Raw genomic sequence first — 20,609 nt, 5'->3', positions numbered from 1 at the left:
GACGGCTGCCCGGCCGTCGTGATGCAAGATGCCGCAGAGGTCTTCCGGCCAGTAGTCAGGCCTCGGCGGTGGCGCGCTTGTTGGTTTTCTTCTTGCCCTGCTTCAGGAAGGTGACGCCGATCTGGTCGCCATTGACCCAGGCCAGTTCGCAGCGTCGATAGGCCAGGCCGGTCGACGACAGCAGCAGGAAGAACTCCTTCAGGTGCAGGCCTTCAACGGAGCCCTCGACCGTCAGCTTGGCACCGGTCTCGGAGACATCCTCGATGGTGCAGTTACGCCGCCAGGTGCCGTCGATGCCCATCATGAAAGCCGGGATGCCGCGCTCGAAGACGACGCGCTCGCCCTTCATCCGCTCTGCCATGGCAAGCTCCTTTCACGCCCGGCGCACCGGACGCCGCGGGCGCAAGGTAAAGGGGGATGGCTAAGAACCGGTAAAGCTACGGGGGGTGGACGGTGACGCGGGGGGACAACGGGTCGGCCCGCGAGGTGGCGATGTGGGCGCGGGCTCGCGCGGCACACTCCGCTGTCGTCCCGGCCTTGAGCCGGGACCCATAGCCACCGGCCGTCGTGGGGCGCTCAACTGACAGTCCCGTCCCTCGATAGCGTCCGCGGTATAGCTCCGGCATTCGTCTGGACGACGGCGGTGGATCAGGCGCGATCGTGCGCTCAACTGACGCCGGCTGGAGGTGGCACATTCGCGGCGTACCAGTCCCGCACCGGGTCGAGCGTCGCGTGCGCCAGCGCGCGGTGCAGGTAGTCCCAGATGCGGGGCTGATGCTTGAGGTAATGCGGCTTGCCGTCGCGGCGGTTGAGGCGGGCGAAGGTGCCGAGCAGGCGGGTGTTGCGCTGGGCGGACAGGATCGCGTAGTCGGCGCTGAAGGCGTCGGCGTCGAACTCTGCGGATGCTGTTTGCCGCGCGGCGATGTAGCGCTCTCGCAAGGCGCGCTCGATCTCCGCCGGGACGTCGATGCGGGCGTCCTGCGCCAGCGACACCACGTCGTAAGCTGGCGGACCCATCACGGCGTCCTGGAAGTCGATGACGCCGACTCGCGCGATGCCCTCGCGCGCGGGTAGCCAGAGCAGGTTCGGCGAGTGATAGTCGCGGATCACCCAGGTCTTGTTCGTGGCGAGCGGCGCTTCGAGCAGGTCGCGCCACATTTCCAGGAATTCGGCGCGCAGCACCTGCGACGGCTCCACCCCGCGGTCGGGCAAATACCATTCGAGCATCAGACCTATCTCGATCAGCATCGCGTCGACGTCGAAGGTCGGCACGTTGTAGGTCACTTGGGGTGCCAACGGCAGGACCCACGGCACGTCCTGCGCATGCAGCGCGGCCAGGAGATCGGTCGCGGCCTCGTAGCGCGCCACGATCGGGCGCGGCGGATCGCCCTCGATGACGCCCTCGCGTCCGAGATCCTCGGTGATGAGGAAGCCGTGGTCGAGATCGGCATCGTTGATCTTCGGCGCCGAGATGCCGCGGCCGCGCAACGCGCCGGCCATCGCGACGAACGGGCGGACGTCCTCGGCGAGATGCACGGCGCCGCTATAGGGCTTGCCGTTGTAGATCGCCGGACCATCCGGCCGCCTCGGCGAGTTCATCAGGATGAAGACGCGCTCGCCTTTGTAAAGACGGGCGTAGGAGCGGGTCGAGGCGTCGCCGGCCATGCGCTCGCGGCGCGATTTGCCGTGGCCGGCTTCGGCGAGGAATTCGCGCAGCGCCTTCAGGCGCGCGACGATCGCGGCGGCCTTGCCGGTGCCGGTGATCTCGAGGTTGCGCGCGCAGTCGCCCTGGGCGGCATCGTGACGCAGCGCGATGTCGATGCGATCCTGCGGCAGCGCATCGCCGGCGCGCTCCGGCCATTCGATCAGCACCACCGTCGCTTCAGGCAGCGGGGACAGGCCGATCTCCTCCAACTCGGAGGCATCGCTGATGCGGTAGAGATCGGCATGCACCAGCGGGAAGCTCGGCAGATCGTAGCTCTGCGCCAAGGTAAAGGTCGGGCTTGGGACTTCCAGCTCGGCGTCATCTGCGAGGTAGCGGATCATCGCCCGCGCGGCGGCGGTCTTGCCGGCGCCGAGATCGCCCGTGAGCGTGATCAGCACGCCCGGGCCGATCAGCAGCGCGAGGTCGGCCATCAAGGCGGCGGTGGCGGTCTCGTCCGCCAGCGCGGTCGTGAATGTCTGTCGGTCCGTCATTCCGCGGCGTTGCGTTGCGCGATGTGGTCGGTCGGGAAGTCACAGGTGACCGTGGTGCCCTTGCCGACCACCGAATCCATCCGCACCTTGCCGCCATGCAACTCGACGAAGGAGCGCACCAGCGACAGGCCGAGTCCGGCGCCGCGATGGCGCGAGCCTTGCGAGCGGCTGACGAACCAGTCGAACATCTGGTCCTTGATATCAGCCGGAATGCCTGGCCCGCAATCGGTGACCGCGAAGGCGACGCTGTGATCGGTCCGGCGGGCCGACACGATCACGGTCGAATCCTGCGGCGAGAAGCCGACGGCATTGGCGAGCAGATTGTACAGCACCTGGACGACGCGGCGCTCGTCGCCGACGAAGCTGCCGACATCGGGCGCGACCTCGACCCTGAGGCGGATGCGGTCGGTGGCGAGGCGGTCCTGCACGCCCTCGGCCGCGGCCTCGATCGCCTTGGCGGCGTCGACGGGCCCGAGCTCGAGCTTCATCGCGCCGGCGTCAATGGTGGCGAGGTCGAGAATGTTGTTGGTCAGCGCCAGCAGCGCGTTGGTCGATTTGGTGACATAGTCGAGATACTCGGCCTGCTTCGGCGTCAGCGGCCCGGTCGACGGGTCGGACAGGAAATGCGCGAAGCCGATGATGGTGGTCAGCGGCGCACGCAGTTCGTAGGAGACGTGGTGGACGAAGTCGATCTTCATCTGGCCGGCCGCTTCGAGCGCCTCGTTGCTCTCGCGCAGCGCACGCTCGACATTCTCGGTGTCGGTGATGTCCTGGAAGGTCAGCATCGTCGCGCCGTCCGGCAGCGGCCGGCTCATGCAGTCGAGCACGCTGCCGTCCTTGCGCTCGAGCTTCAGCGCGACGTCGAGGCGGTTCTCGATCGAGGTGATCGCCTCGCGAATGGTCCGCCAGGCGACGCTGTCATCATAGATCGACCGGCACCAGGATTCGACAGTGTCGATGTGCGGATGCTCGCGCAGCGAGTCTGGCGACAGCCGCCACATCTTGGCAAACGCCGGATTGAACAGCTCGACGCGGCCGTTGGAGCCGAACACGGCGACGCCTTCGGCAAGGCTGTCCAGCGTCTCGCGCTGCACCCGGATCAGGCCGTCATAGCGGCGGGCCAGCGCAAAGCTCTCGGTGACGTCGTCGAACAGATAGGTGACTCCGCCTTCCGGATTGGGCGTGGTGACGACGGAGAGCGCGCGGCCGTCGGGCAGGAACCAGGTGTCCTTGGCGGCCTCGACCGCGCGATAGGCCTCGTGCAGCTTGGCCTTCCAGGCTCGGAAGTCGGCTTGCTCCGGCAGCTTGCGCGAGGCGCGCAGGCGGTCGAGCACCGAGGAATCATCCGGCTGGCTGTCGAGAAACGCGGTGTCGAGATCCCAGAGCCGGCGATAGCTGTCGTTGTAGAAGGCGAGGCGGCGCTGGCCGTCGAACACGGCGACGCCCGACGACAACTGGTCGAGCGTGCGGCGGTGCGCCTCGTGCATCCGCACCAACGCGTCGGTCAGCGCCGCAGCCTCGCTGGCATCGATGGCGACGCCGGCGCTGCCGCCGCCGAGCGTGAAGGCCCGCACGTCATGCATCCGGCGCTCGCCGCCCATGACGATCGGCAGCCGCCCCTCGAAATGTCCGCCGGCGCCGAGCGCACGCTGCAGGTCGGACCGATCTGCGGAATCGAGCAGCTCGAGATTGCGGCTGATCGCGTCGGGGATGTCGCGCGCATCGGCGGCGCGGGCATAGGCGGCGTTGACGTAAGCGAGCGCGCCGTTGGCATGCCGTGCCCAGATCGGCCATGGCAGCGCGGAGGCGAGCGCGCGCAGCGACTCCGTCTCCTCGCCGAGCGCCTTGAAGCGCAGCTGCGTCTCGGCGAGCTCGCGGCGCAGACCGGACAGCTCGCGGATGCGCACGATCGCCTGGCCGCCGATCGCGCGGCCCATCGCCTCGATGGCGTGACCGTGCGAGGTGGTGAGGTGGAGCATGAAGCCTTCGCCGGCCTCGCGCAGCGCCTCGACGGCGTGGTCGAGCTGCAGCGCCGGCTCCGGCGGCAGCCAGCTGCCGAAGGCGAGAATGCGCTGCGGCTGATCCGACGGTACCAGCATGGATGTGTCGCCGGAGATCTGTGGCCGGTGACCGCCGGCCGGCCAGGCGATCAGGATCTGCGGTTCGGCGAACAACAACGCGCGGTAGCGGTCGGCCTGCAGCTGCAGCTCCGCGACGTCGGCGCGCAGTCGCGCCTCTTTCCGCGCAGCGGCAAGCCGCGTGCGCACCAAAGCAATTGCAGCAACCACGGAGAAGCCGAGCAGCGCCAGCATCGCCGTGACCTCGGCGACATCGGACCGGCTCAGCTCGAAAAGAGAAGAGATCGCATCCGCCGGCACGCCATCGCCCGCGAAGCCCTGACTTGCCGGCGCAAGCGCAGTCGCAGCGAGACCCATCAGGCCCTTGCGCGCGAGTGACGTGCATGACAGCAGCGTCTGACGCATCACCACGATCACGCCCGACATATTTGCCCCAAACCGCACGAAAGTTCCGCGCGGCGCCGATCGCACCGATCGCGCCGTTCCACGAATCAATCAACAATAACCGCTTCGGGACTCCAGCGGTAAGAGTCCAGACCGTGAACGATGGTTGCACCGACCGAAAATGCGTTCATCGATGGGCATAGCGGAGTCGGAACTGTGGCGAAGTCCCGTAGTTCACCGGCCTGTCGAGCCGAAGCCGCCGCTGCCGCGCGCGGTCTCCGACAAGGTCGTGGTGATCGCGAGCTCGGCGCGCACGACCGACGCGATCACCATCTGCGCGATGCGCTCGCCGCGCTGGATCGTAAACGGCTCCTTGCCGTGGTTGATCAGGAGCACGCAGACCTCGCCGCGATAGTCGGCGTCGATGGTGCCGGGCGAATTGAGCACAGTGACGCCGTGCCGCGCAGCGAGTCCGGAGCGCGGCCGCACCTGCGCCTCGAAGCCGTCCGGCAGCGCGATCGACAAACCCGTTGGCACCATGGCGTGGCTGCCTGGCGCGAGGACGACAGGCGCATCGGGCGCGACGGCGGCGAGCAGGTCCATCCCGGCGGCATGCGCGGTCTGATAGGCCGGCAGCGGCAGGCCCGCGCCATGCGGCAGGATGCGAACGTCGATCGCGATCGTCTGTGTCACGCTGATTGTCCTACGGTTCGGGCGATCTCGGCGACGAGCGCGTTCGCCACCTCGTCCTTGGTCATGATCGGCCACGACGCGACATGGACGCCGTCGGCGTCCTTCGTCAAGAGATGCACCGTGTTGCGGTCGCCGCCCATCACGCCGGTGGCGGGCGAGACGTCGTTGGCGACGATCCAGTCGCAGCCCTTGCGCGCGAACTTGGCTTTGGCGTTGTCGATCAGATGTTCCGTCTCGGCGGCGAAGCCGATGACCAGGCCGGGGCGCTTCTCTTTCAGCTTGGAGATGGTCGCGAGGATGTCAGGGTTCTCGACCAGCTGCAGCGGCGGGATTGCCTGATCGGTTTTCTTCAGCTTCTGGCCGCCTTCACTGGCGACGCGCCAATCCGCCACCGCTGCGGCGAAGATCGCGACGTCGGCCGGCAGCTCGGCTTCGACAGCCTCGAGCATCTGCCGCGCCGACTCGACATGCGTGACCTTGACGCCCTTGGGATCGGCGAGCTCGACCGGTCCCGCGATCAGCCTGACGTCTGCGCCGGCGGCCTGGGCTGCGGCGGCAATCGCAAAGCCCTGTTTGCCGGAGGAGCGGTTGGCGATATAGCGGACGGGGTCGATCGGCTCGTGCGTCGGCCCCGCGGTGATCAGCACGCGGCGGCCGGCGAGCGGGCGCGGCGCCGGGGGCTTCAGCATCGCGACCACGGCGTCGGCGATCTCGGTCGGCTCGGCCATGCGGCCGACACCCGCCTCGCCCTTCTCAGCCATCTCGCCGGCGTTCGGCCCGATCATGTGGATGCCGTCGCGCTGCAGGGTCGCGGCGTTCCGGCGGGTCGCCGGATTGCTCCACATCATCGGATTCATCGCCGGCGCCAGCAGGATCGGCCGGCTGGCGGCGAGCAGGATGGCGCTGGCGAGATCGTCGGCGGCACCTTGCGCCATCTTGGACATCAGGTCGGCGGTCGCCGGCGCGACGACGATGAGATCGCAGTCGCGCGCCAGCCGGATATGGCCGACGTCGAACTCACTGCGCGCGTCGAACAGGTCGGTGAAGACGCGGTCGCCGGACAGCGCCGACGCGGCGAGCTCGGTGACGAACTGCGTCGCCGCTCTCGTCATGACGCAGCGGACCTGGATATAGCGCTCCCGGAGTCGCCGGATCAGGTCGAGCGACTTGTAAGCGGCAATGCCGCCGCCGATGATCAGGGTGACGCGTGCCTCGCGGGCGAGGCCGGGCTGGGGCAGGCCGGGATCCGGCAGAGCGGCCGGAGATGGCGCTGCCGCCGGCGGCTCGGATGGGTCGACCGGCTCGATCAGCGCCCGGAGAATGACCCGGACCTCCTCCTCGACGGAGCGGCCGTTCTGCGCCGAGCGCAGCCGGAGATAAGTCTTCAGCGAGTCGTCGAGCTTGCGGATGGTCAGGCTGGCCATGACCGCCTCCCAGCATTGTCGTTGTGAATGCAATGCTAGCAGAAATTGATCGCAGTGCAATCAGTTCAGACGCTAGAGCAGCTCTACGGGCCCGTGCCCATCAAGGTGGCGCACAGAGACCTGCGGCCTCGGCCGCCGAAGTCTTAGCATGCCCTGCCGTCATGCCCGCGAAGGCGGGCATCCAGTAAGCCGCAGCCCATCGGTTCAATCAGGACGGCCGCAGCGTACTGGATCGCCCGGTCAAGCCGGGCGATGACACCTTGGGCGTAGCGGCGTTAATGCCTGTCGATGGTCGCTCGTCGGCGTCACAGCCGCAGCACGGCGAACAGGATGCCGATGAAGGTCAGCGCGATGACCCACAGCGCGATGGCGCGCCAGCGGCTCTTCTTGCCTTCGGTGCGGCCCATGGCGGCGATGGTTTCGGGCGACAGGCGCAGGCCGTCGCGGGTCATCGTCTCCAGGTTCTCCAGCACGGCAGCGGCACGCGCGGCGAGGACCGGCAATGTGGATGTGATACGGGCCAGCTCTCCTATGCCGGTGACGGCGCCCTCGATGCGGCCGAGCGAGCCGAGATTGCGCTCGATCCATTCGCGCACCACGGGATCGGCGACCTTCCAGATATCGAGCCTGGGATCGAAGCCGCGCGCGACGCCCTCGACCACCACCATGGTCTTCTGCAAGAGGATCAGCTCCGGCCGGGTCCGCATGTCGAACAGGCCGGTGACCTCGAGCAGCAGGGTCAACAGCTTGGCCATCGAGATCTCTTCGGCCGTGCGGTTGTGGATCGGCTCGCCGATGGCGCGGATGGCCTGGGCGAAATTCTCCACCGAATGATGCGGCGGCACGTAGCCGGCCTCGAAATGGACCTCGGCGACGCGGCGATAGTCGCGGGTGATGAAGCCGAGCAGGATTTCCGCGAGGAAGCGCCGCTCCTTCATGCCGAGCCGGCCCATGATGCCGAAATCGACCGCGACCAGCCGGCCCTGCTTGTCCAGGAACAGATTGCCCGGATGCATGTCGGCATGGAAAAAGCCGTCGCGCAGCGCGTGGCGCAGGAAGCTCTGGATCACCTTACGGCCGACATCGGGCAGGTCGACATTCGCCTGCGCGAGGCGAGCGTGGTCGTTCAGCGCGATGCCGTCGATCCACTCCATGGTGAGCACGTTGTTGGCGGTGCGGTCCCAGTCGACCGCGGGCACGCGGAAGTCCGGATCGTCCTTGATGTTCTCCGCCATCTCCGACAGCGCGGCGGCTTCGAGCCGGAGATCCATCTCCATCGCGACCGAACGCGACATTGTGTTGATGACCTCGACGAGCCGCAGGCGCCGCGCCTCGGCGGAATGCGCCTCGGCCTTCTCGGCGACGAAGAAGAAATCGGCGAGGTCGCGGCGGAAGCGTGCCGCCACGTTCGGCCGGAGCACCTTCACCGCGACGGCATGACGGATGCCGTCGCGCTCGACCTCGCCGCGATGCACCTGAGCGATCGAGGCCGCCGCCACGGGCGGGCCGAGCGAGGTGTAGAGCTGGCTGATCGGGCGTTCGAGCGCGGTGGCAATGACGGCTTCCGCCTCGGCCTGCGGAAACGGCGGCAGCCGGTCCTGCAGGGATTCGAGATCGCGCGCCATCACGACGCCGACGACGTCGGGCCGCGTGGCCAGGAACTGGCCCAGCTTGAGATAGGCCGGACCCATCCGTTCCAGCGCACGCGACAGCCGCGGTCCGGACTTCGCTCCGGGCCGCTCGACCAGGCGCGCGAGCTTGAGCGCGATCTGACCCGGCGGCGGCGCCAGACTCGGATCGACGACGCCGAACACGCCCTCGCGCGCGAACACCAGGGCGGCCCGGGCGAGCCGCGTAATATGTGTCAGTGCGGAGATCACAAACGCCAGCCGGAATGAAGCGCGACGATGCCGCCGGAAAGGGTCTGCCAGGAGACGCGGGAGAATCCGGCCGCCGAGATCATCTCGGCGAAGGCATTGGGGCGCGGAAACTGGCGGATGGATTCGACGAGGTAGCGATAGGACTCGGCGTCACCGGTCACGGCGCGGCCGAGCTGCGGAATGACGTTGAAGGAAAACAGGTCGTAGAGCTTGTCGAGGCCGGGCACCTCGACGGTCGAGAACTCCAGGCACAGGAAGCGGCCGCCATGCTTGAGCACGCGGTAGGCCTCGGCCAGCGCCAGGTCGATCTGCGGCACGTTGCGGATGCCGAAGGCGATCGTATAGGCGTCGAAGGAGCGGTCGGGAAAGGCGAGGCTCTCGGCGTTGCCCTCGACGAACGACACCCTGTCGTCGAGGTATTGCTTCAGCGCGCGCTGGCGGCCGACCTCGAGCATGTCGCCATTGATGTCGCAGACGGTGGCGTGGAAGCCGGCGCCGGCCTTCTTGGCGGCGCGGAAGGAAATGTCGCCGGTGCCGCCCGCCACGTCGAGCAGCGCGAACGGGGCATCGCTCTTCGGCGGGTTCAGCGTGTTGATCATGATGTCCTTCCAGACGCGGTGCAGCCCGCCGGACATCAGGTCGTTCATCAAGTCGTAGCGGGAGGCGACGCTGTGAAACACGTCGTTCACCAGCGTCTGCTTCTCGCCCAGTGGCACGTCCCTGAAGCCGAAATGAGTGGTCTGGTCCGTCTGATCCATCACCCTTACTCCGATACGGCACCATAGCGCCGGTGCGGCCAAGGCGCTATCACGTCGGCCGGACAAGGTGAATGGTCGCAGGACGCAAAAGGTGAAATGAACGGACATGCCTGAACTGCCCGAAGTCGAGACCGTCCGGCGCGGGCTGCAGCCGGTCATGGAGGGAGCCAAGATCGTGACCGCGGAGGCGCGGCGCGGCGACTTGCGGTTTCCGTTTCAACCCGATTTTGTGAAGCGCTTGCAGGGGCAGACCGTCAGAGGGCTCGGCCGCCGCGCCAAATATCTGCTGGCCGATCTCGGCTCCGGCGACGTGCTGCTGATGCATCTGGGCATGTCCGGCTCGTTCCGGGTGATCAAGCCCGAGCACGAGGAAACCCCGGGCGAGTTTCACTATCCGCGCGGCAAGGACAGCGTCCACGACCATGTCGTGTTTCACATGTCTTCCGGCGCCGACATCGTTTTCAACGACCCGCGCCGCTTCGGCTTCATGAAGATCATCGGCCGCGGCGAGATCGAGACCGAGCCGCACCTCAAGGACCTCGGGCCGGAGCCGCTCGGCAACGAATTCGATGCCGCCATGCTGGCGCGCGCCTGTGCCGGCAAGAAGACCAGCCTCAAGGCCGCGTTGCTCGACCAGCGCGTGGTCGCCGGGCTCGGCAACATCTATGTCTGCGAGGCGCTGTTCCGCGCGCATCTGTCGCCGCGCCGTCTGGCCGCGACGCTGGCGACCAGGAAGGGCGAGCCGACGGACCATGCAAAGCGGCTGGTTGAGGCGATCCACACCGTGCTCAACGAGGCGATCCGCGCCGGCGGCTCGTCGCTGCGCGATCACCGCCAGACCACTGGCGAGCTCGGCTATTTCCAGCACTCGTTCCAGGTCTATGACCGAGAGGGCGAGCCGTGCCGCACGGATGGCTGCGAGGGCGTCGTCAAGCGCTTCGTGCAGAACGGACGATCGACGTTCTGGTGCCCGAAGTGTCAGAGATGAGCGAACGGCGCTCCGCCCGGGTCTGCTTGTGACGGCCGGGCTCGGGCGTATACTGCCGTTATGGCTGTCAGCTCGCCCGACCTGAAAGCATTTCTGCTCGCCACGCCGTTCTTTGGCGGCCTGTCGGATGCGAGCCTCGACCTGCTGATTTCGATGCTGGGCGTGCGCGAGTTCGAGCGCGGCGCCGTCATCGTCGCCGAGGGTGAGGCGGGCCGCTCGATGTTCGTCGTGCACAGCGGCACGCTGGAGGTCAGCGAGCGCCTGGAGAGCGGTGGCGCGATCCACATGTCGAGCCTGCAGCCCGGCGATTTCTTCGGCGAAATGACCTTGCTGGAGATGCAGAACCGATCCGCCACGGTGATCGCGGAGACGCCAGCCCTACTGTACGAGCTCACAGCGCAACAGCTCTATGCGTTCTACAAGGCCGACATTCGCGCCTATGTCATCGTGATGCAGAACATCAATCGCGAGCTGTGCCGCCGCCTGCGGCGCGCGGATGCGCGGATCAAGATGCTGGAGATGCGGGAGGCGGGGGCGCGTTAGGCCGGCTCTTACCGCGCTTGCAGCAGGCGTATCTCGTTCGACAATCGGGTCGTGTGCTCGGTTATTTCCAAGTCGTTATGGTTGGGCCTGTCCAGGCCATCCACGCCGTTCAGCGTCTTTGGAACGACATGGATGCCTGGGACACGCCCGGGCAGGACGGAGCAACTCATTGCAAGAGCCGTTCGGTCGAATTGCGAGGGGCCCAGCACGGAGACATCCAGTGCCGTTGCCCCTCGGCCCGACCCTCTCCCCGCCAGGCCGGGTGAGGGGGCGCTGCCGGTGCGTGAGGGATTCGATCCAAGCGGACGACTACAGGCCCGCCTTCCAGTTGATGCCGTTGTCGGCCCAGGTCGGGTAGGCGCGGGTCACCGGCAGCTTCGGCTCCTCCGGCTGGGGCGTCAGCATGATCGGGAATTCGACCTCGGCGTGCTCGCTTGCTTCCTTGAGCTCGCCCGCCTCGTGCATGACGTGATCGCCGGCGAGCTTGCCGTAAGTCCAGCGCCACAGGCTCTTGATCTCCTGCGCCGACTTGCCGCTGGCGTCGAACTCGCTGACCCCCAAGCCGGCGGCGAGCGCGTCCTGATGGTCGTTGCGCATCATGATGAAGGGCTGCGCCAGCACCTCGGCGATGTCGCGCGGCGCGTCGGCATCCAGCGCGGTCGTCGCGTCGGTGATGCGGTGGCCGCCGCGGATCGGCGCCTGGTTGAGTACGAAGGCAAACGGCTTGCGCCACGCCCTGATCACGCTGAGCGTCGGCGCGGTCGCCTCGATGTCGGCGACGCTCGGCCGTGCCGGGATCAGGCACAGATCGCAGTAGCGGATCGCCGCTGTGGTCGACGCCGTGATGCCGGCCCCGGTGTCGATCACGCAGACGGTGACGCCGTCGCGCTGAAGCGCCTCGAGCCGCGGCTCGATCATCTTCGCGTCATAGACGGCTTCGACGATCGGCTCGCCGGCGGCGCGGCGCGCCTGCCATTTCGTCAGAGTGCCCTGTCGGTCGGTTTCGATCACGCGCACCTTGTGGCCGGCCTGCTGGGCCGCCACGGCGAGACCGATGGCGAGCGTGCTCTTGCCGCTGCCGCCCTTCTGCGTGGCCAAAACGATCGTGTACATCGGGAGACAGTCCTTCGGATGTTGACGGAACTTATGAGAACGCCAAAGCTGAGCGCATCGACTGAAACGATGCAGAGCTATTCTCGCTCAGGACAGTCCCGGCCCGATCCGACTGACGAAGAGGGATCGCGGTGGTCCGAATCAGCACGCCGACAAAACTGTTCGAACTATCTCACGTCCGGCCTGCAGGTCACAGACCGGTTGACTACGGCGGGAGCCGTTCCGAGTTGATAGCAAGGTGCTAGGAAGAGAGCGGCACGCAGCCGCGAATGGGCACCCGGCATCGCCGAGCATCGTCACGCGCAGTCGCGATGCTGCACCTGAGATCCCCGCCGGCGCCGTTGGGCCCTTAATTTTTTCTAAAAGGACATGCTTAATTTTGCGTAAACACCTGCCGCGCTGCGGTGCGCGGCGCAACTGCGGAAAGCGCTATTTGCGCACGCAGATCACGCGCACCGTTGCGGCCTTGGCGTCGGTCGAGGTGCCGTCGGGCTTGACGCCATTTGCCGCGAGGAATGCGCGTGTGGTGTCGGCGCTCACCATCACGACCTGGGACGATGGCACGAAGGCGCTGCCGGCGAGCACGCCGGGCTTGAGCAGCGTGACGCCGACGAACCTGCCGTCGCCGTCGAGCGTGGCCGCGCCGGAGAAGCCGAGCCCCGGCGCGGGCGCCAGCGACATGTCGCCCGATCCGTTGCCGGCAAGCTGCGCCTTCACCATGCTGATCGCGGCGCCGCCGCCCTGGCTCTGAGGGTCGGCAATGCCGACAATGTCGACCGATGATCTCGCGGTGCCGCCCGACAGCGCCAGCGGCTTCAGGCCGCGCCCGCCATAGATGCGCAGCAGCGCCAGCCCGCGCTCCTTGTCATCGGCGATCCGCTCGGCAGGGCCGAAGCCGGGAATGGTGATGGCGACGCAAGCTTCGGTCACTTCTCGGTCGGCGACGATGGCGCCGTCCGCGCTCACGATGATGCCGGTGCCGTAATCGACGCTCCGCCGCGGCGCCGGCTGGGCGGCGAGAGTCGCCGCCGGAAAGGCGGTGAAGGCAGAGGACATCGCGATCACCACAGGCTCGACCGTGTTCTCGGTGGCCTGGTCGTAGAGGATGGTGAGGATGCGCACCTCGTCGCCCTTGAAGGTGCCGCGGATGTAGAATTTCTTCAGGTTCTGCAGTCCTGAGAGCACGAAGAAGTCCGGCTTCACCACGCTGTAGTCGACGGTGCGGCCGGGTTCCTTCTTCTCACGGTCGGCGAGCGCCGCGGTGGTTGGATTGGCCTCCTTGCGCCGTGACAGCACCACCTGCACCGTGCCCGTCGGCGAGGTCCATTTCGAGCCGTTCGCGTCGGTCGTCTGCTGGGGCATCAGCTTGGTCGGGATGCCCAAGCGCGCGCCGCTCGTCGGCTCGGTCACGAGCTTCCAGCCGACGCCCTCCTGCTTGCGACGCGCGGTGTCGGCGAGCACGGCACGCTCCTGCGGATTGAGCACGCCGGTCGGCTTGCCGCCCTTGAGCTTCTGGTACTCCTTGATCGCATTGACCATGCGCTCGCTGACGTCGCCGGTGATGGCGCCGTTGTACTGGCCGACCCAGGCGAGGTCGGATTGCAGCGCCAGTCGCTCGGTCTGGCTCATCTCGTTGGCCGTGTCCGCCGGCGCCTGCACGCCAGGGCGCACGGGCTGCGTCGTGACCGGCTTGGGTTTGGCGCCGGGCAATACGCCCTGTGTCGGCGGCGTCTGGGCGTGAGACGGCACGCTCGCGGCGATCGCACAGATGAAGGTTGCCGTGGCCAGCCGTCTCATGACAAATCCCGAAGCTCTTGCCGCTGCCGTAAATAAGCACATCTGCTTGGTCGGCCACAATCCGGCGCGGGTTCAGTGGAGAGCTGCGGTCTCCATGATCAGCCGATGGCGATGTAGCGGCGGAAGGACGCGTGTGACGATGCTGAGCGACGAGGAACTGGAGCGCTACGCCCGCCATATCGTGCTGCGCGATGTCGGCGGTCCTGGTCAGGCTGCGCTGAAGCGCGCATCGGTGCTGGTGATCGGCGCGGGCGGGCTCGGCGCACCGGCGCTGATGTATCTCGCCGCTGCCGGCGTGGGCACGATCGGCGTGGTCGATGACGACGTGGTATCGCTGTCAAATCTGCAGCGGCAGGTCATTCACGCGACGCCTGACATCGGCAGGCCCAAGGTCGACAGCGCCGCCGAGCGCATCAACGCGCTCAACCCGCATGTCGGCGTCGTCGCGCACCGGACGTGGCTCAACGCCGACAACGCGCTCGATCTGATCGGCGGCTATGATCTCGTGCTCGACGGCTCCGACAATTTCGACACGCGCTATCTCGTCTCCGATGCCTGCTTCCTGGCCGGCAAGCCGCTGATCACGGGCGCGCTCGGCACCTTCGATGCATCGCTGACGACGATCCGCGCGCATGAGCGCAATGACAAGGGCGCGTTCAATCCGACCTATCGCTGCCTGTTCCCGGAGCCGCCGCCGCCTGGCACCGTGCCCGCCTGCGCCGAAGCCGGCGTCATGGGCGCGCTCGCCGGCATGCTCGGCTCGATGATGGCGCTGGAGGCGATCCGCGAGATCGTCGGCTTCGGCGAGGGCCTGGTCGGCCGGCTGTTGATGCTGGACGCCCGCACCATGCGCTTCGAAACGCTGCGCTATGGCCGCGATCCGGCGAACCCGCTGAATGGTGATGGACCTGTCATCGCGGATCTCAGTGCACATCGAAAGTGATGTCGTAAGCTCGCGATCTCAATTCCGTTGTCATCCCGGACAAGCTCGGCGACCCAGCGCGTCGTCGAGCGCAGATCCGGGATCCATACGCCGCAGCAGTTGTGTTGGGCAAAAGCCAATGACCAGCGTGCCTCAAACTGCACCCTGGGGTATGGGTCCCGGCGTTCGCCGGGACGACACTGAATTTGGAGGTCGCGCTGAGCGTCTTACTCCCCCTTCGCGCGCTCGCTGTCCATGTGCACCAGCTGCGACTCCGGATAGCGTTCTCCCGCGGCGACGCCGGGCGGGAAGGCCTTGTCGAGCGCGGCGAGCTGGACCTCGGTGAGCTTGACGCAGAGCGCGCCGAGCGCCTCGTCGAGGCGGTCGCGGCGGCGGGCGCCGACCAGCGGGACGATGTCATTGCCTTGCGCGGCCACCCAGGCGATCGCGACCTGCGCCGGCGTCGCGCCGACATCGGCCGCGATGCTGCGCAGCGTCTCGACGAGGCCGAGATTGCGATCGAGATTGTCGCCCTGGAAGCGCGGTGAATGACCGCGGAAGTCGCTGACGCCACCGCGGTCCTTCGACCAATGCCCGCTGATCAGGCCGCGCGACAGCACGCCATAGGCGGTGATGCCGATGCCGAGCTCGCGGCAGGTCTTGAGGATGTCGCTCTCGATGCCGCGCGAAATCAGCGAATACTCGATCTGCAGGTCCGAGATCGGATGCACCTTGTGCGCCCGGCGGATGGTCTCGGAGCCGACCTCGGACAGGCCGATATGCCTGATGAAGCCGGCCTGCTTCAGCTCGGCCATCGCGCCGATCGTGTCCTCTATCGGCACGTTCGGATCGAGCCGCGCCGGGCGGTAGATGTCGATGGCGTCGACACCGAGCCGTTGCAGCGAATAGGACAGGAAGGTTCGCACGGCTTCCGGGCGGCTGTCATAACCGAGCCAGCTCTTGTCAGGCCCGCGCAGCGCGCCGAATTTCACCGAGATCTGCACGTTGCGCGGGCCGGCCGAGGCGAGCGCCTCGCGGATCAGCATCTCGTTGTGGCCCATGCCGTAGAAGTCGCCGGTGTCGATCAGCATGATGCCGGCATCGAGGGCGGCGTGAATCGTCGCGATGCTCTCGGCGCGGTCATTCGGGCCGTAGAAGTCGGACATGCCCATGCAGCCGAGGCCGAGCGCGGAGACCATTGGGCCGGCTTTTCCAAGTTGGCGGGTTTCCATGATCAATCTCCTTGTTGAGGCGGCCTGCGTGGACGCCTGACAACGCGGATATCGGCCCAATTCCGCAATTCGATAAGCTGGACAATTCAGAATAGGCTGTTCAGAATAACGAACAATGAGCGATCCGGACCTGCGCGATCTCCAGGCTTTCGTGGCGGTGGCCCGCACCGGCAATTTTCGCCGGGCCGCCCGCGAGCAGGGCGTTGCCGTGTCGAGCCTGAGCCAGCGGCTGAAGGAACTCGAGCAGCGGCTCGGGCTGCGACTGCTCAACAGGACGACCCGCAGTCTCGGGCTGACCCAGGCAGGCGAGGCGTTGCTGGCGCGGCTGGAGCCGGCGCTCCTCGAGATCGAGGCGGCCATCGACCAGGTGCGCGGCCAGCAGCAGGTCGCAGCGGGCCGTCTGCGCATCAACGCGCCGCCGCCCGCGGTCGATCTCGTGCTGGCGCCGATGGTCGCGCCGTTTCTCGCGGCCTATCCGCGGGTCGAGCTCGAGATCGCCGCCGAGAGCGGCTTCGTCGACATCGTGCAGGCCGGCTTCGACGCCGGCGTGCGCTACGGCGAGCATCTGGCGCAGGACATGATCGCGGTGCCGCTCGGCGAGCCGCAGCGCTACGCCATCGTCGCATCCCCCGAGCACGTTGAGCGACATGGCCGTCCCTCGCACCCCCGCGATCTGCTGCAGCACGCCTGCATCCGCGCCCGTCTGTCCTCGGGCGCGATGCTGGATTGGGAGTTCGAAAAGGACGGTCAGGTCATTCGGATCGCGCCGCCGCCGAAGCTGATCGCGGTCCAGCTCGGCTTGGCGTTTCGCGCGGCGTGCGATGGCGTCGGCTACTGGATGGCGTTCGAAGGCCATGTGCGCCAGGCGCTGGCGGACGGCCGCCTGGTCAGCGTGCTCGACGATTGGTGTCCACCGTTTCGAGGACCGTATCTCTACTATCCGAGCCGGCGACAGCCGCCGCCTGCCCTGGCCGCCTTCGTGGCGTTCGTCGGCGAGTGGCGCAGGCGAGCAGGCGCATCGCAATCCGCTGTCGTCCCGGCCTCGAGCCGGGATCCATAGCCACCGGCATGAGTGGGACGATCACGTCCAGCCGCGTTCCTTGCGGAGATCACGCGGTATGGGTCACGGCTCAGGCCGGGACGCCACCGATCGCGTAGCCGGCAGGTCGGCCTATAGCATGCTCGGCAGAACGCGATCCGGCGGACGGTGGTTGTCGAGGAAGGTCTTGATGTTGATGATGACCTTCTCGCCCATCTCGACGCGGCCTTCGATGGTCGCCGAGCCCATATGCGGCAGCAAGGTCACCTTGCCGGCCTTGGCGAGCCGCACGAGGCGCGGATTGACGGCGGGCTCATGCTCGAACACGTCGAGGCCGGCGCCAGCGATGTCGCCGGCTTCGATCAGCCGGGTCATCGTCTCCTCGTCGATCACCTCGCCGCGCGCGGTGTTGACGATATAGGCGTCCTTGCGGATCAGCTTGAGCCGGCGCGCCGACAGCAGGTGGAACGTCGCAGGCGTGTGCGGACAGTTCACAGAGATGATGTCCATCCGCGCCAGCATCTGGTCGAGACTTTCCCAGTAGGTAGCGCCAAGCTCGTCGGCGATGACCGGCGCGACCGGGCGGCGGTTGTGATAGTGGATCTGCAGGCCGAAGGCGCGGGCGCGGCGCGCCACCGCCTGGCCGATGCGGCCCATGCCGATGATGCCGAGACGCTTGCCGCCGATGCGATGGCCGAGCATCCAGGTCGGCGACCAGCCCGCCCAGTTCTTGCCCTCGGTGAGCACCGAGGCGCCCTCGATCAGCCGCCGCGGCACGGCGAGGATCAGCGCCATGGTCATGTCGGCGGTGTCCTCGGTGAGCACCTTCGGCGTGTTGGTCACGGTGATGCCGCGCGCCACGGCCGCGGCGACGTCGATGTTGTCGACGCCGTTGCCGAAGTTGGCGATCATCCTCAGCTTGCAGTCGGGTTGATTGAGAATATCCGCGCTGATGTGATCGGTGACGGTCGGAACCAGCACCTCGGCGGTGCGCACGGCGTCGGCGAGCTGCTCCTGGCTCATCGGCTCGTCATCGAGATTGAGCCGCGCGTCGAACAGCTCGCGCATGCGCGTCTCGACCGAGTCCGGCAGCTTGCGTGTCACGACGACGAGGGGCTTTTTCCTACCTGACATGTGCTGCTCTCATGAGATCCTTCAGACCTCATTAACCGGGTTCGCCGAAACTACCGTCGTCGTCTGAGAAGAGGCGTTCCCTGAACTGGTCGTGTCGGATCTCGCAGGCGGGCCGATCCGTCCCTGACAGGGTTTCGCGAGCGATTCTCAGGCGCTTCCTGGCCGCTTGTGTTCGGTCCTGTCTAGCAGAAGGCCGGGCCAAGACAAGAAGCCAACGGCGGGGCCAGGACCTGCGCTGCGGCAAGCCCTCTCTGTGCACGAAGGGGGGCAGCCCGGCGGTTCGATGGGGATCGGGCGAAGGGATCGCACGCGGCGGAGGCGGCGTTCCCGGACGAGGGAGAGTGAGTTGAGTTCAGTGGCGTTGGGGCGTTTCGGTGCGGTCGCGGTGCTCGTGGTTTGTCTGCTCGACATGATCGGCAGCGCTGCAGCGAAGGATTCAGTTCTTACCACCAGCGGCCTTCCGGTGCCGCGCTATGTCAGCCTGAAATCCGATCATGTGAACGTCCGCGCCGGTCCGACCAAGGACAACGACGTGGCCTGGGTCTATACGCGCTCCGGCCTGCCGGTCGAGATCACCGCGGAATATGAGAACTGGCGCCGAGTGCGCGACTCCGAGGGTTCGGAGGGCTGGGTCTATCACTCGCTGCTGTCGGGACGCCGCACGGCGGTCGTCACGATGAAGAACAAGGACGACCTCGCGCCGATCTATGAGAGCGCCGATGCGACGAGCGCGGTGACCGCGCGGCTGCAGGCCGGCGTCGTCGCGCAGGTGAAGAAGTGCGGCAATGGCTGGTGCCGCGTGCTCGGCAATGGGTTCGAGGGCTGGATCCAGCAGCAGCGGCTGTGGGGCGTCTATGCCGACGAGCAGGTGAATTGAGGTCATCCTGCAGGCTGGGCTCCGCCGGCCGCTGCTTCAAACTGCTCCTGACACGAAAATGCCCGCGGTCGACGCGGGCATCGGCTCAGTTAGAAGCGCGTTGACGCTCAGCGCTTCTTGCGCAGGCGGACCACCATGTCGATCCGCGCGATCTCATAGCCCTCCGGCGCCTCCGGCAGCTTGGACAGCGCCAGATGCTGGTCCGGAATGTCCACTAGCTCGTGGTTGTTTTCGAGATAGAAATGGTGGTGCGCGGTGACGTTCGTATCGAAATAGGTCTTGGTGCCGTCGACGCTGACCTGGCGCAGCAGGCCTGCGTCGGTGAGCTGGTTGAGCGTGTTGTAGACGGTCGCCAGCGACACCGGAACCTTGGCCAGCGTGGCTTCCTCGTACAGCATTTCCGCCGTCAGGTGCCGCGCGCCCTTGCCGAACAGCAGCCAGCCCAAGGCCATGCGCTGCCGCGTCGGACGTAGGCCCGCCGTCTGGAGCATCTCATTGACGTCATGCCACGGACAGCCGTTGAGCGCAGGCTGCCGGCCCGTTCCAAGCCCGTCCGGACCAGCCCGGTTGTGACCACTCATCGAAGCGTTGTTGCTGGCGTCCACGTCATGCACCGAAAAATTCACATCGACCACTTTGGATATAGGAAGAAACCCGTTCAGATGCAAGCTTATCGCAACTACCCTATCTAGAACGACCCTAAACTGCATCTGCGACCCCGCACAGTTGCAGGCCCGAGCCCCGCGTCGATTTAGCTGGATACGCGCATTGACGCCGCAATCCCCTATGTTAGAGAGCGCGCGGACCCGATTTGACCTGCCAGGGCGGGCGTGGCTGGCCGCGATGGCCATCTGTGTCATTGAATCTGCCTGGTTTGGGGCGCTGGCCAGCCGACGGTATGGCCGAACGGCGAAACGGCGCATCAGCGGGTCGGCGCGTGAAGGGGCATGTCGCGCGCCACATTTTCCACCGGGGATCGTTGAGAAGGGCTCATCAAGCATGCTGGATCGGCGCGGCAGTTATGAATACGAGGACCTGCTGGCCTGCGGCCGTGGGGAGCTGTTCGGTCCAGGCAATGCGCAGCTGCCGTTGCCGCCGATGCTGATGTTCGATCGCATCGTCGAGATCTCCGAGACCGGTGGCGAGTTCGGCAAGGGCGTCGTGCGCGCCGAGCTCGATGTGAAGCCGGATCTCTGGTTCTTCGGCTGCCATTTCAAGAACGATCCGGTCATGCCGGGCTGCCTCGGTCTGGACGCGATGTGGCAGATGGTCGGCTTCTTCCTCGGCTGGACAGGCGGCGCAGGACGCGGCCGCGCGCTCGGTCTCGGCGACCTCAAATTCTCCGGCCAGGTTCTGCCGACCGCGAGCAAGGTCGTCTACAACGTCGACATCAAGCGCGTGATGCGCTCGAAGCTGGTGCTCGGCATCGCCGACGGGTGGCTTTCGATGGACGGCGACATTATCTATCGCGCCAAGGATCTGAAGGTCGGGCTGTTCAAGCAGGGCGCCGCGCCGTCTTGAACCGGCGGACCGCGACCACAGACAGTGCAG

Annotated in this window: 18 protein-coding genes; 6 read left to right on the top strand and 12 right to left on the bottom strand. The window is 66.8% G+C overall.

Annotated features, from left to right (window positions below):
• Positions 1-55: 55 nt before the first annotated feature.
• The 7 genes from BRADO_RS00400 to ubiE form a co-directional block, all read right to left on the bottom strand.
• A complete protein-coding gene (locus BRADO_RS00400; RefSeq protein ID WP_008963143.1) occupies positions 56-361 on the bottom strand; it encodes a PilZ domain-containing protein in 306 nt (101 codons plus the stop codon).
• A 305-nt stretch (positions 362-666) separates the two neighbouring features.
• Entirely contained in the window at positions 667-2,196 is a 1,530-nt protein-coding gene (locus BRADO_RS00395) for a bifunctional tRNA (adenosine(37)-N6)-threonylcarbamoyltransferase complex ATPase subunit type 1 TsaE/phosphotransferase (protein WP_011923352.1), read from the bottom strand.
• Positions 2,193-4,700 (bottom strand): PAS domain-containing sensor histidine kinase, encoded by a 2,508-nt coding sequence (locus tag BRADO_RS00390; RefSeq protein ID WP_011923351.1) that lies wholly within the window; start codon positions 4,698-4,700, stop codon positions 2,193-2,195. The genes BRADO_RS00395 and BRADO_RS00390 overlap by 4 nt, the downstream gene beginning before the upstream one ends.
• Positions 4,701-4,892: 192 nt before the next feature.
• On the bottom strand, positions 4,893-5,351 hold the full coding sequence (gene dut, locus BRADO_RS00385) for a dUTP diphosphatase (RefSeq protein ID WP_011923350.1): 459 nt from the start codon (positions 5,349-5,351) through the stop codon (positions 4,893-4,895).
• Positions 5,348-6,775, bottom strand: coding sequence for a bifunctional phosphopantothenoylcysteine decarboxylase/phosphopantothenate--cysteine ligase CoaBC (gene coaBC, locus BRADO_RS00380; protein ID WP_011923349.1), 1,428 nt, complete (start codon positions 6,773-6,775; stop codon positions 5,348-5,350). The genes dut and coaBC overlap by 4 nt, the downstream gene beginning before the upstream one ends.
• Before the next feature lie 305 nt (positions 6,776-7,080).
• Complete coding sequence (ubiB, locus tag BRADO_RS00375) at positions 7,081-8,655, bottom strand: 2-polyprenylphenol 6-hydroxylase (protein ID WP_011923348.1); 1,575 nt, start codon at positions 8,653-8,655, stop codon at positions 7,081-7,083.
• Positions 8,652-9,413, bottom strand: coding sequence for a bifunctional demethylmenaquinone methyltransferase/2-methoxy-6-polyprenyl-1,4-benzoquinol methylase UbiE (gene ubiE / locus BRADO_RS00370; RefSeq protein ID WP_011923347.1), 762 nt, complete (start codon positions 9,411-9,413; stop codon positions 8,652-8,654). The genes ubiB and ubiE overlap by 4 nt, the downstream gene beginning before the upstream one ends.
• A 106-nt stretch (positions 9,414-9,519) precedes the next feature.
• Between ubiE and mutM the strand changes: the two genes are divergently transcribed.
• Positions 9,520-10,401, top strand: coding sequence for a bifunctional DNA-formamidopyrimidine glycosylase/DNA-(apurinic or apyrimidinic site) lyase (mutM, locus tag BRADO_RS00365; RefSeq protein WP_011923346.1), 882 nt, complete (start codon positions 9,520-9,522; stop codon positions 10,399-10,401).
• A 60-nt stretch (positions 10,402-10,461) separates the two neighbouring features.
• Positions 10,462-10,944 (top strand): Crp/Fnr family transcriptional regulator, encoded by a 483-nt coding sequence (locus tag BRADO_RS00360; RefSeq protein ID WP_011923345.1) that lies wholly within the window; start codon positions 10,462-10,464, stop codon positions 10,942-10,944.
• Positions 10,945-11,253: 309 nt separating this feature from the next.
• On the opposite strand, the gene BRADO_RS00355 is transcribed toward BRADO_RS00360, so the two are convergent.
• Positions 11,254-12,057, bottom strand: coding sequence for a ParA family protein (locus BRADO_RS00355; RefSeq protein ID WP_011923344.1), 804 nt, complete (start codon positions 12,055-12,057; stop codon positions 11,254-11,256).
• A 429-nt stretch (positions 12,058-12,486) separates the two neighbouring features.
• Entirely contained in the window at positions 12,487-13,854 is a 1,368-nt protein-coding gene (locus BRADO_RS00350) for a serine protease (protein ID WP_011923343.1), read from the bottom strand.
• A 139-nt stretch (positions 13,855-13,993) separates the two neighbouring features.
• Between BRADO_RS00350 and BRADO_RS00345 the strand changes: the two genes are divergently transcribed.
• Entirely contained in the window at positions 13,994-14,797 is an 804-nt protein-coding gene (locus BRADO_RS00345; protein ID WP_011923342.1) for a molybdopterin-synthase adenylyltransferase MoeB, read from the top strand.
• A gap of 206 nt (positions 14,798-15,003) precedes the next feature.
• Here BRADO_RS00345 and BRADO_RS00340 read toward each other — a convergent pair whose 3' ends face one another.
• Positions 15,004-16,008, bottom strand: a complete 1,005-nt coding sequence (locus BRADO_RS00340) for an aldo/keto reductase (RefSeq protein ID WP_011923341.1) — start codon at positions 16,006-16,008, stop codon at positions 15,004-15,006.
• 115 nt (positions 16,009-16,123) lie between these two features.
• Here BRADO_RS00340 and BRADO_RS00335 point away from each other — a divergent pair, with 115 nt between their 5' ends.
• Positions 16,124-17,068 (top strand): LysR family transcriptional regulator, encoded by a 945-nt coding sequence (locus BRADO_RS00335; protein ID WP_011923340.1) that lies wholly within the window; start codon positions 16,124-16,126, stop codon positions 17,066-17,068.
• A 111-nt stretch (positions 17,069-17,179) separates the two neighbouring features.
• On the opposite strand, the gene BRADO_RS00330 is transcribed toward BRADO_RS00335, so the two are convergent.
• Complete coding sequence (locus BRADO_RS00330; RefSeq protein ID WP_011923339.1) at positions 17,180-18,181, bottom strand: D-glycerate dehydrogenase; 1,002 nt, start codon at positions 18,179-18,181, stop codon at positions 17,180-17,182.
• Positions 18,182-18,536: 355 nt separating this feature from the next.
• Here BRADO_RS00330 and BRADO_RS00325 point away from each other — a divergent pair, with 355 nt between their 5' ends.
• The gene (locus BRADO_RS00325; RefSeq protein ID WP_011923338.1) at positions 18,537-19,058 is read left to right on the top strand and encodes an SH3 domain-containing protein; all 522 of its coding nucleotides are present in this window, start codon (positions 18,537-18,539) and stop codon (positions 19,056-19,058) included.
• A gap of 107 nt (positions 19,059-19,165) precedes the next feature.
• On the opposite strand, the gene irrA is transcribed toward BRADO_RS00325, so the two are convergent.
• Positions 19,166-19,639, bottom strand: a complete 474-nt coding sequence (gene irrA, locus BRADO_RS00320; RefSeq protein ID WP_041757252.1) for an iron response transcriptional regulator IrrA — start codon at positions 19,637-19,639, stop codon at positions 19,166-19,168.
• Between the two features lie 418 nt (positions 19,640-20,057).
• On the opposite strand from irrA, the gene fabA reads away from it, so the two are divergent.
• Entirely contained in the window at positions 20,058-20,579 is a 522-nt protein-coding gene (gene fabA, locus BRADO_RS00315; protein ID WP_011923337.1) for a 3-hydroxyacyl-[acyl-carrier-protein] dehydratase FabA, read from the top strand.
• Positions 20,580-20,609: the final 30 nt, after the last annotated feature.

The sequence above is a fragment of the Bradyrhizobium sp. ORS 278 genome, assembly GCF_000026145.1.
GTDB lineage: Bacteria > Pseudomonadota > Alphaproteobacteria > Rhizobiales > Xanthobacteraceae > Bradyrhizobium.
Note: the sequence above shows the minus strand (reverse complement) of the source record. Positions and strands in the feature narration are given on the sequence as shown.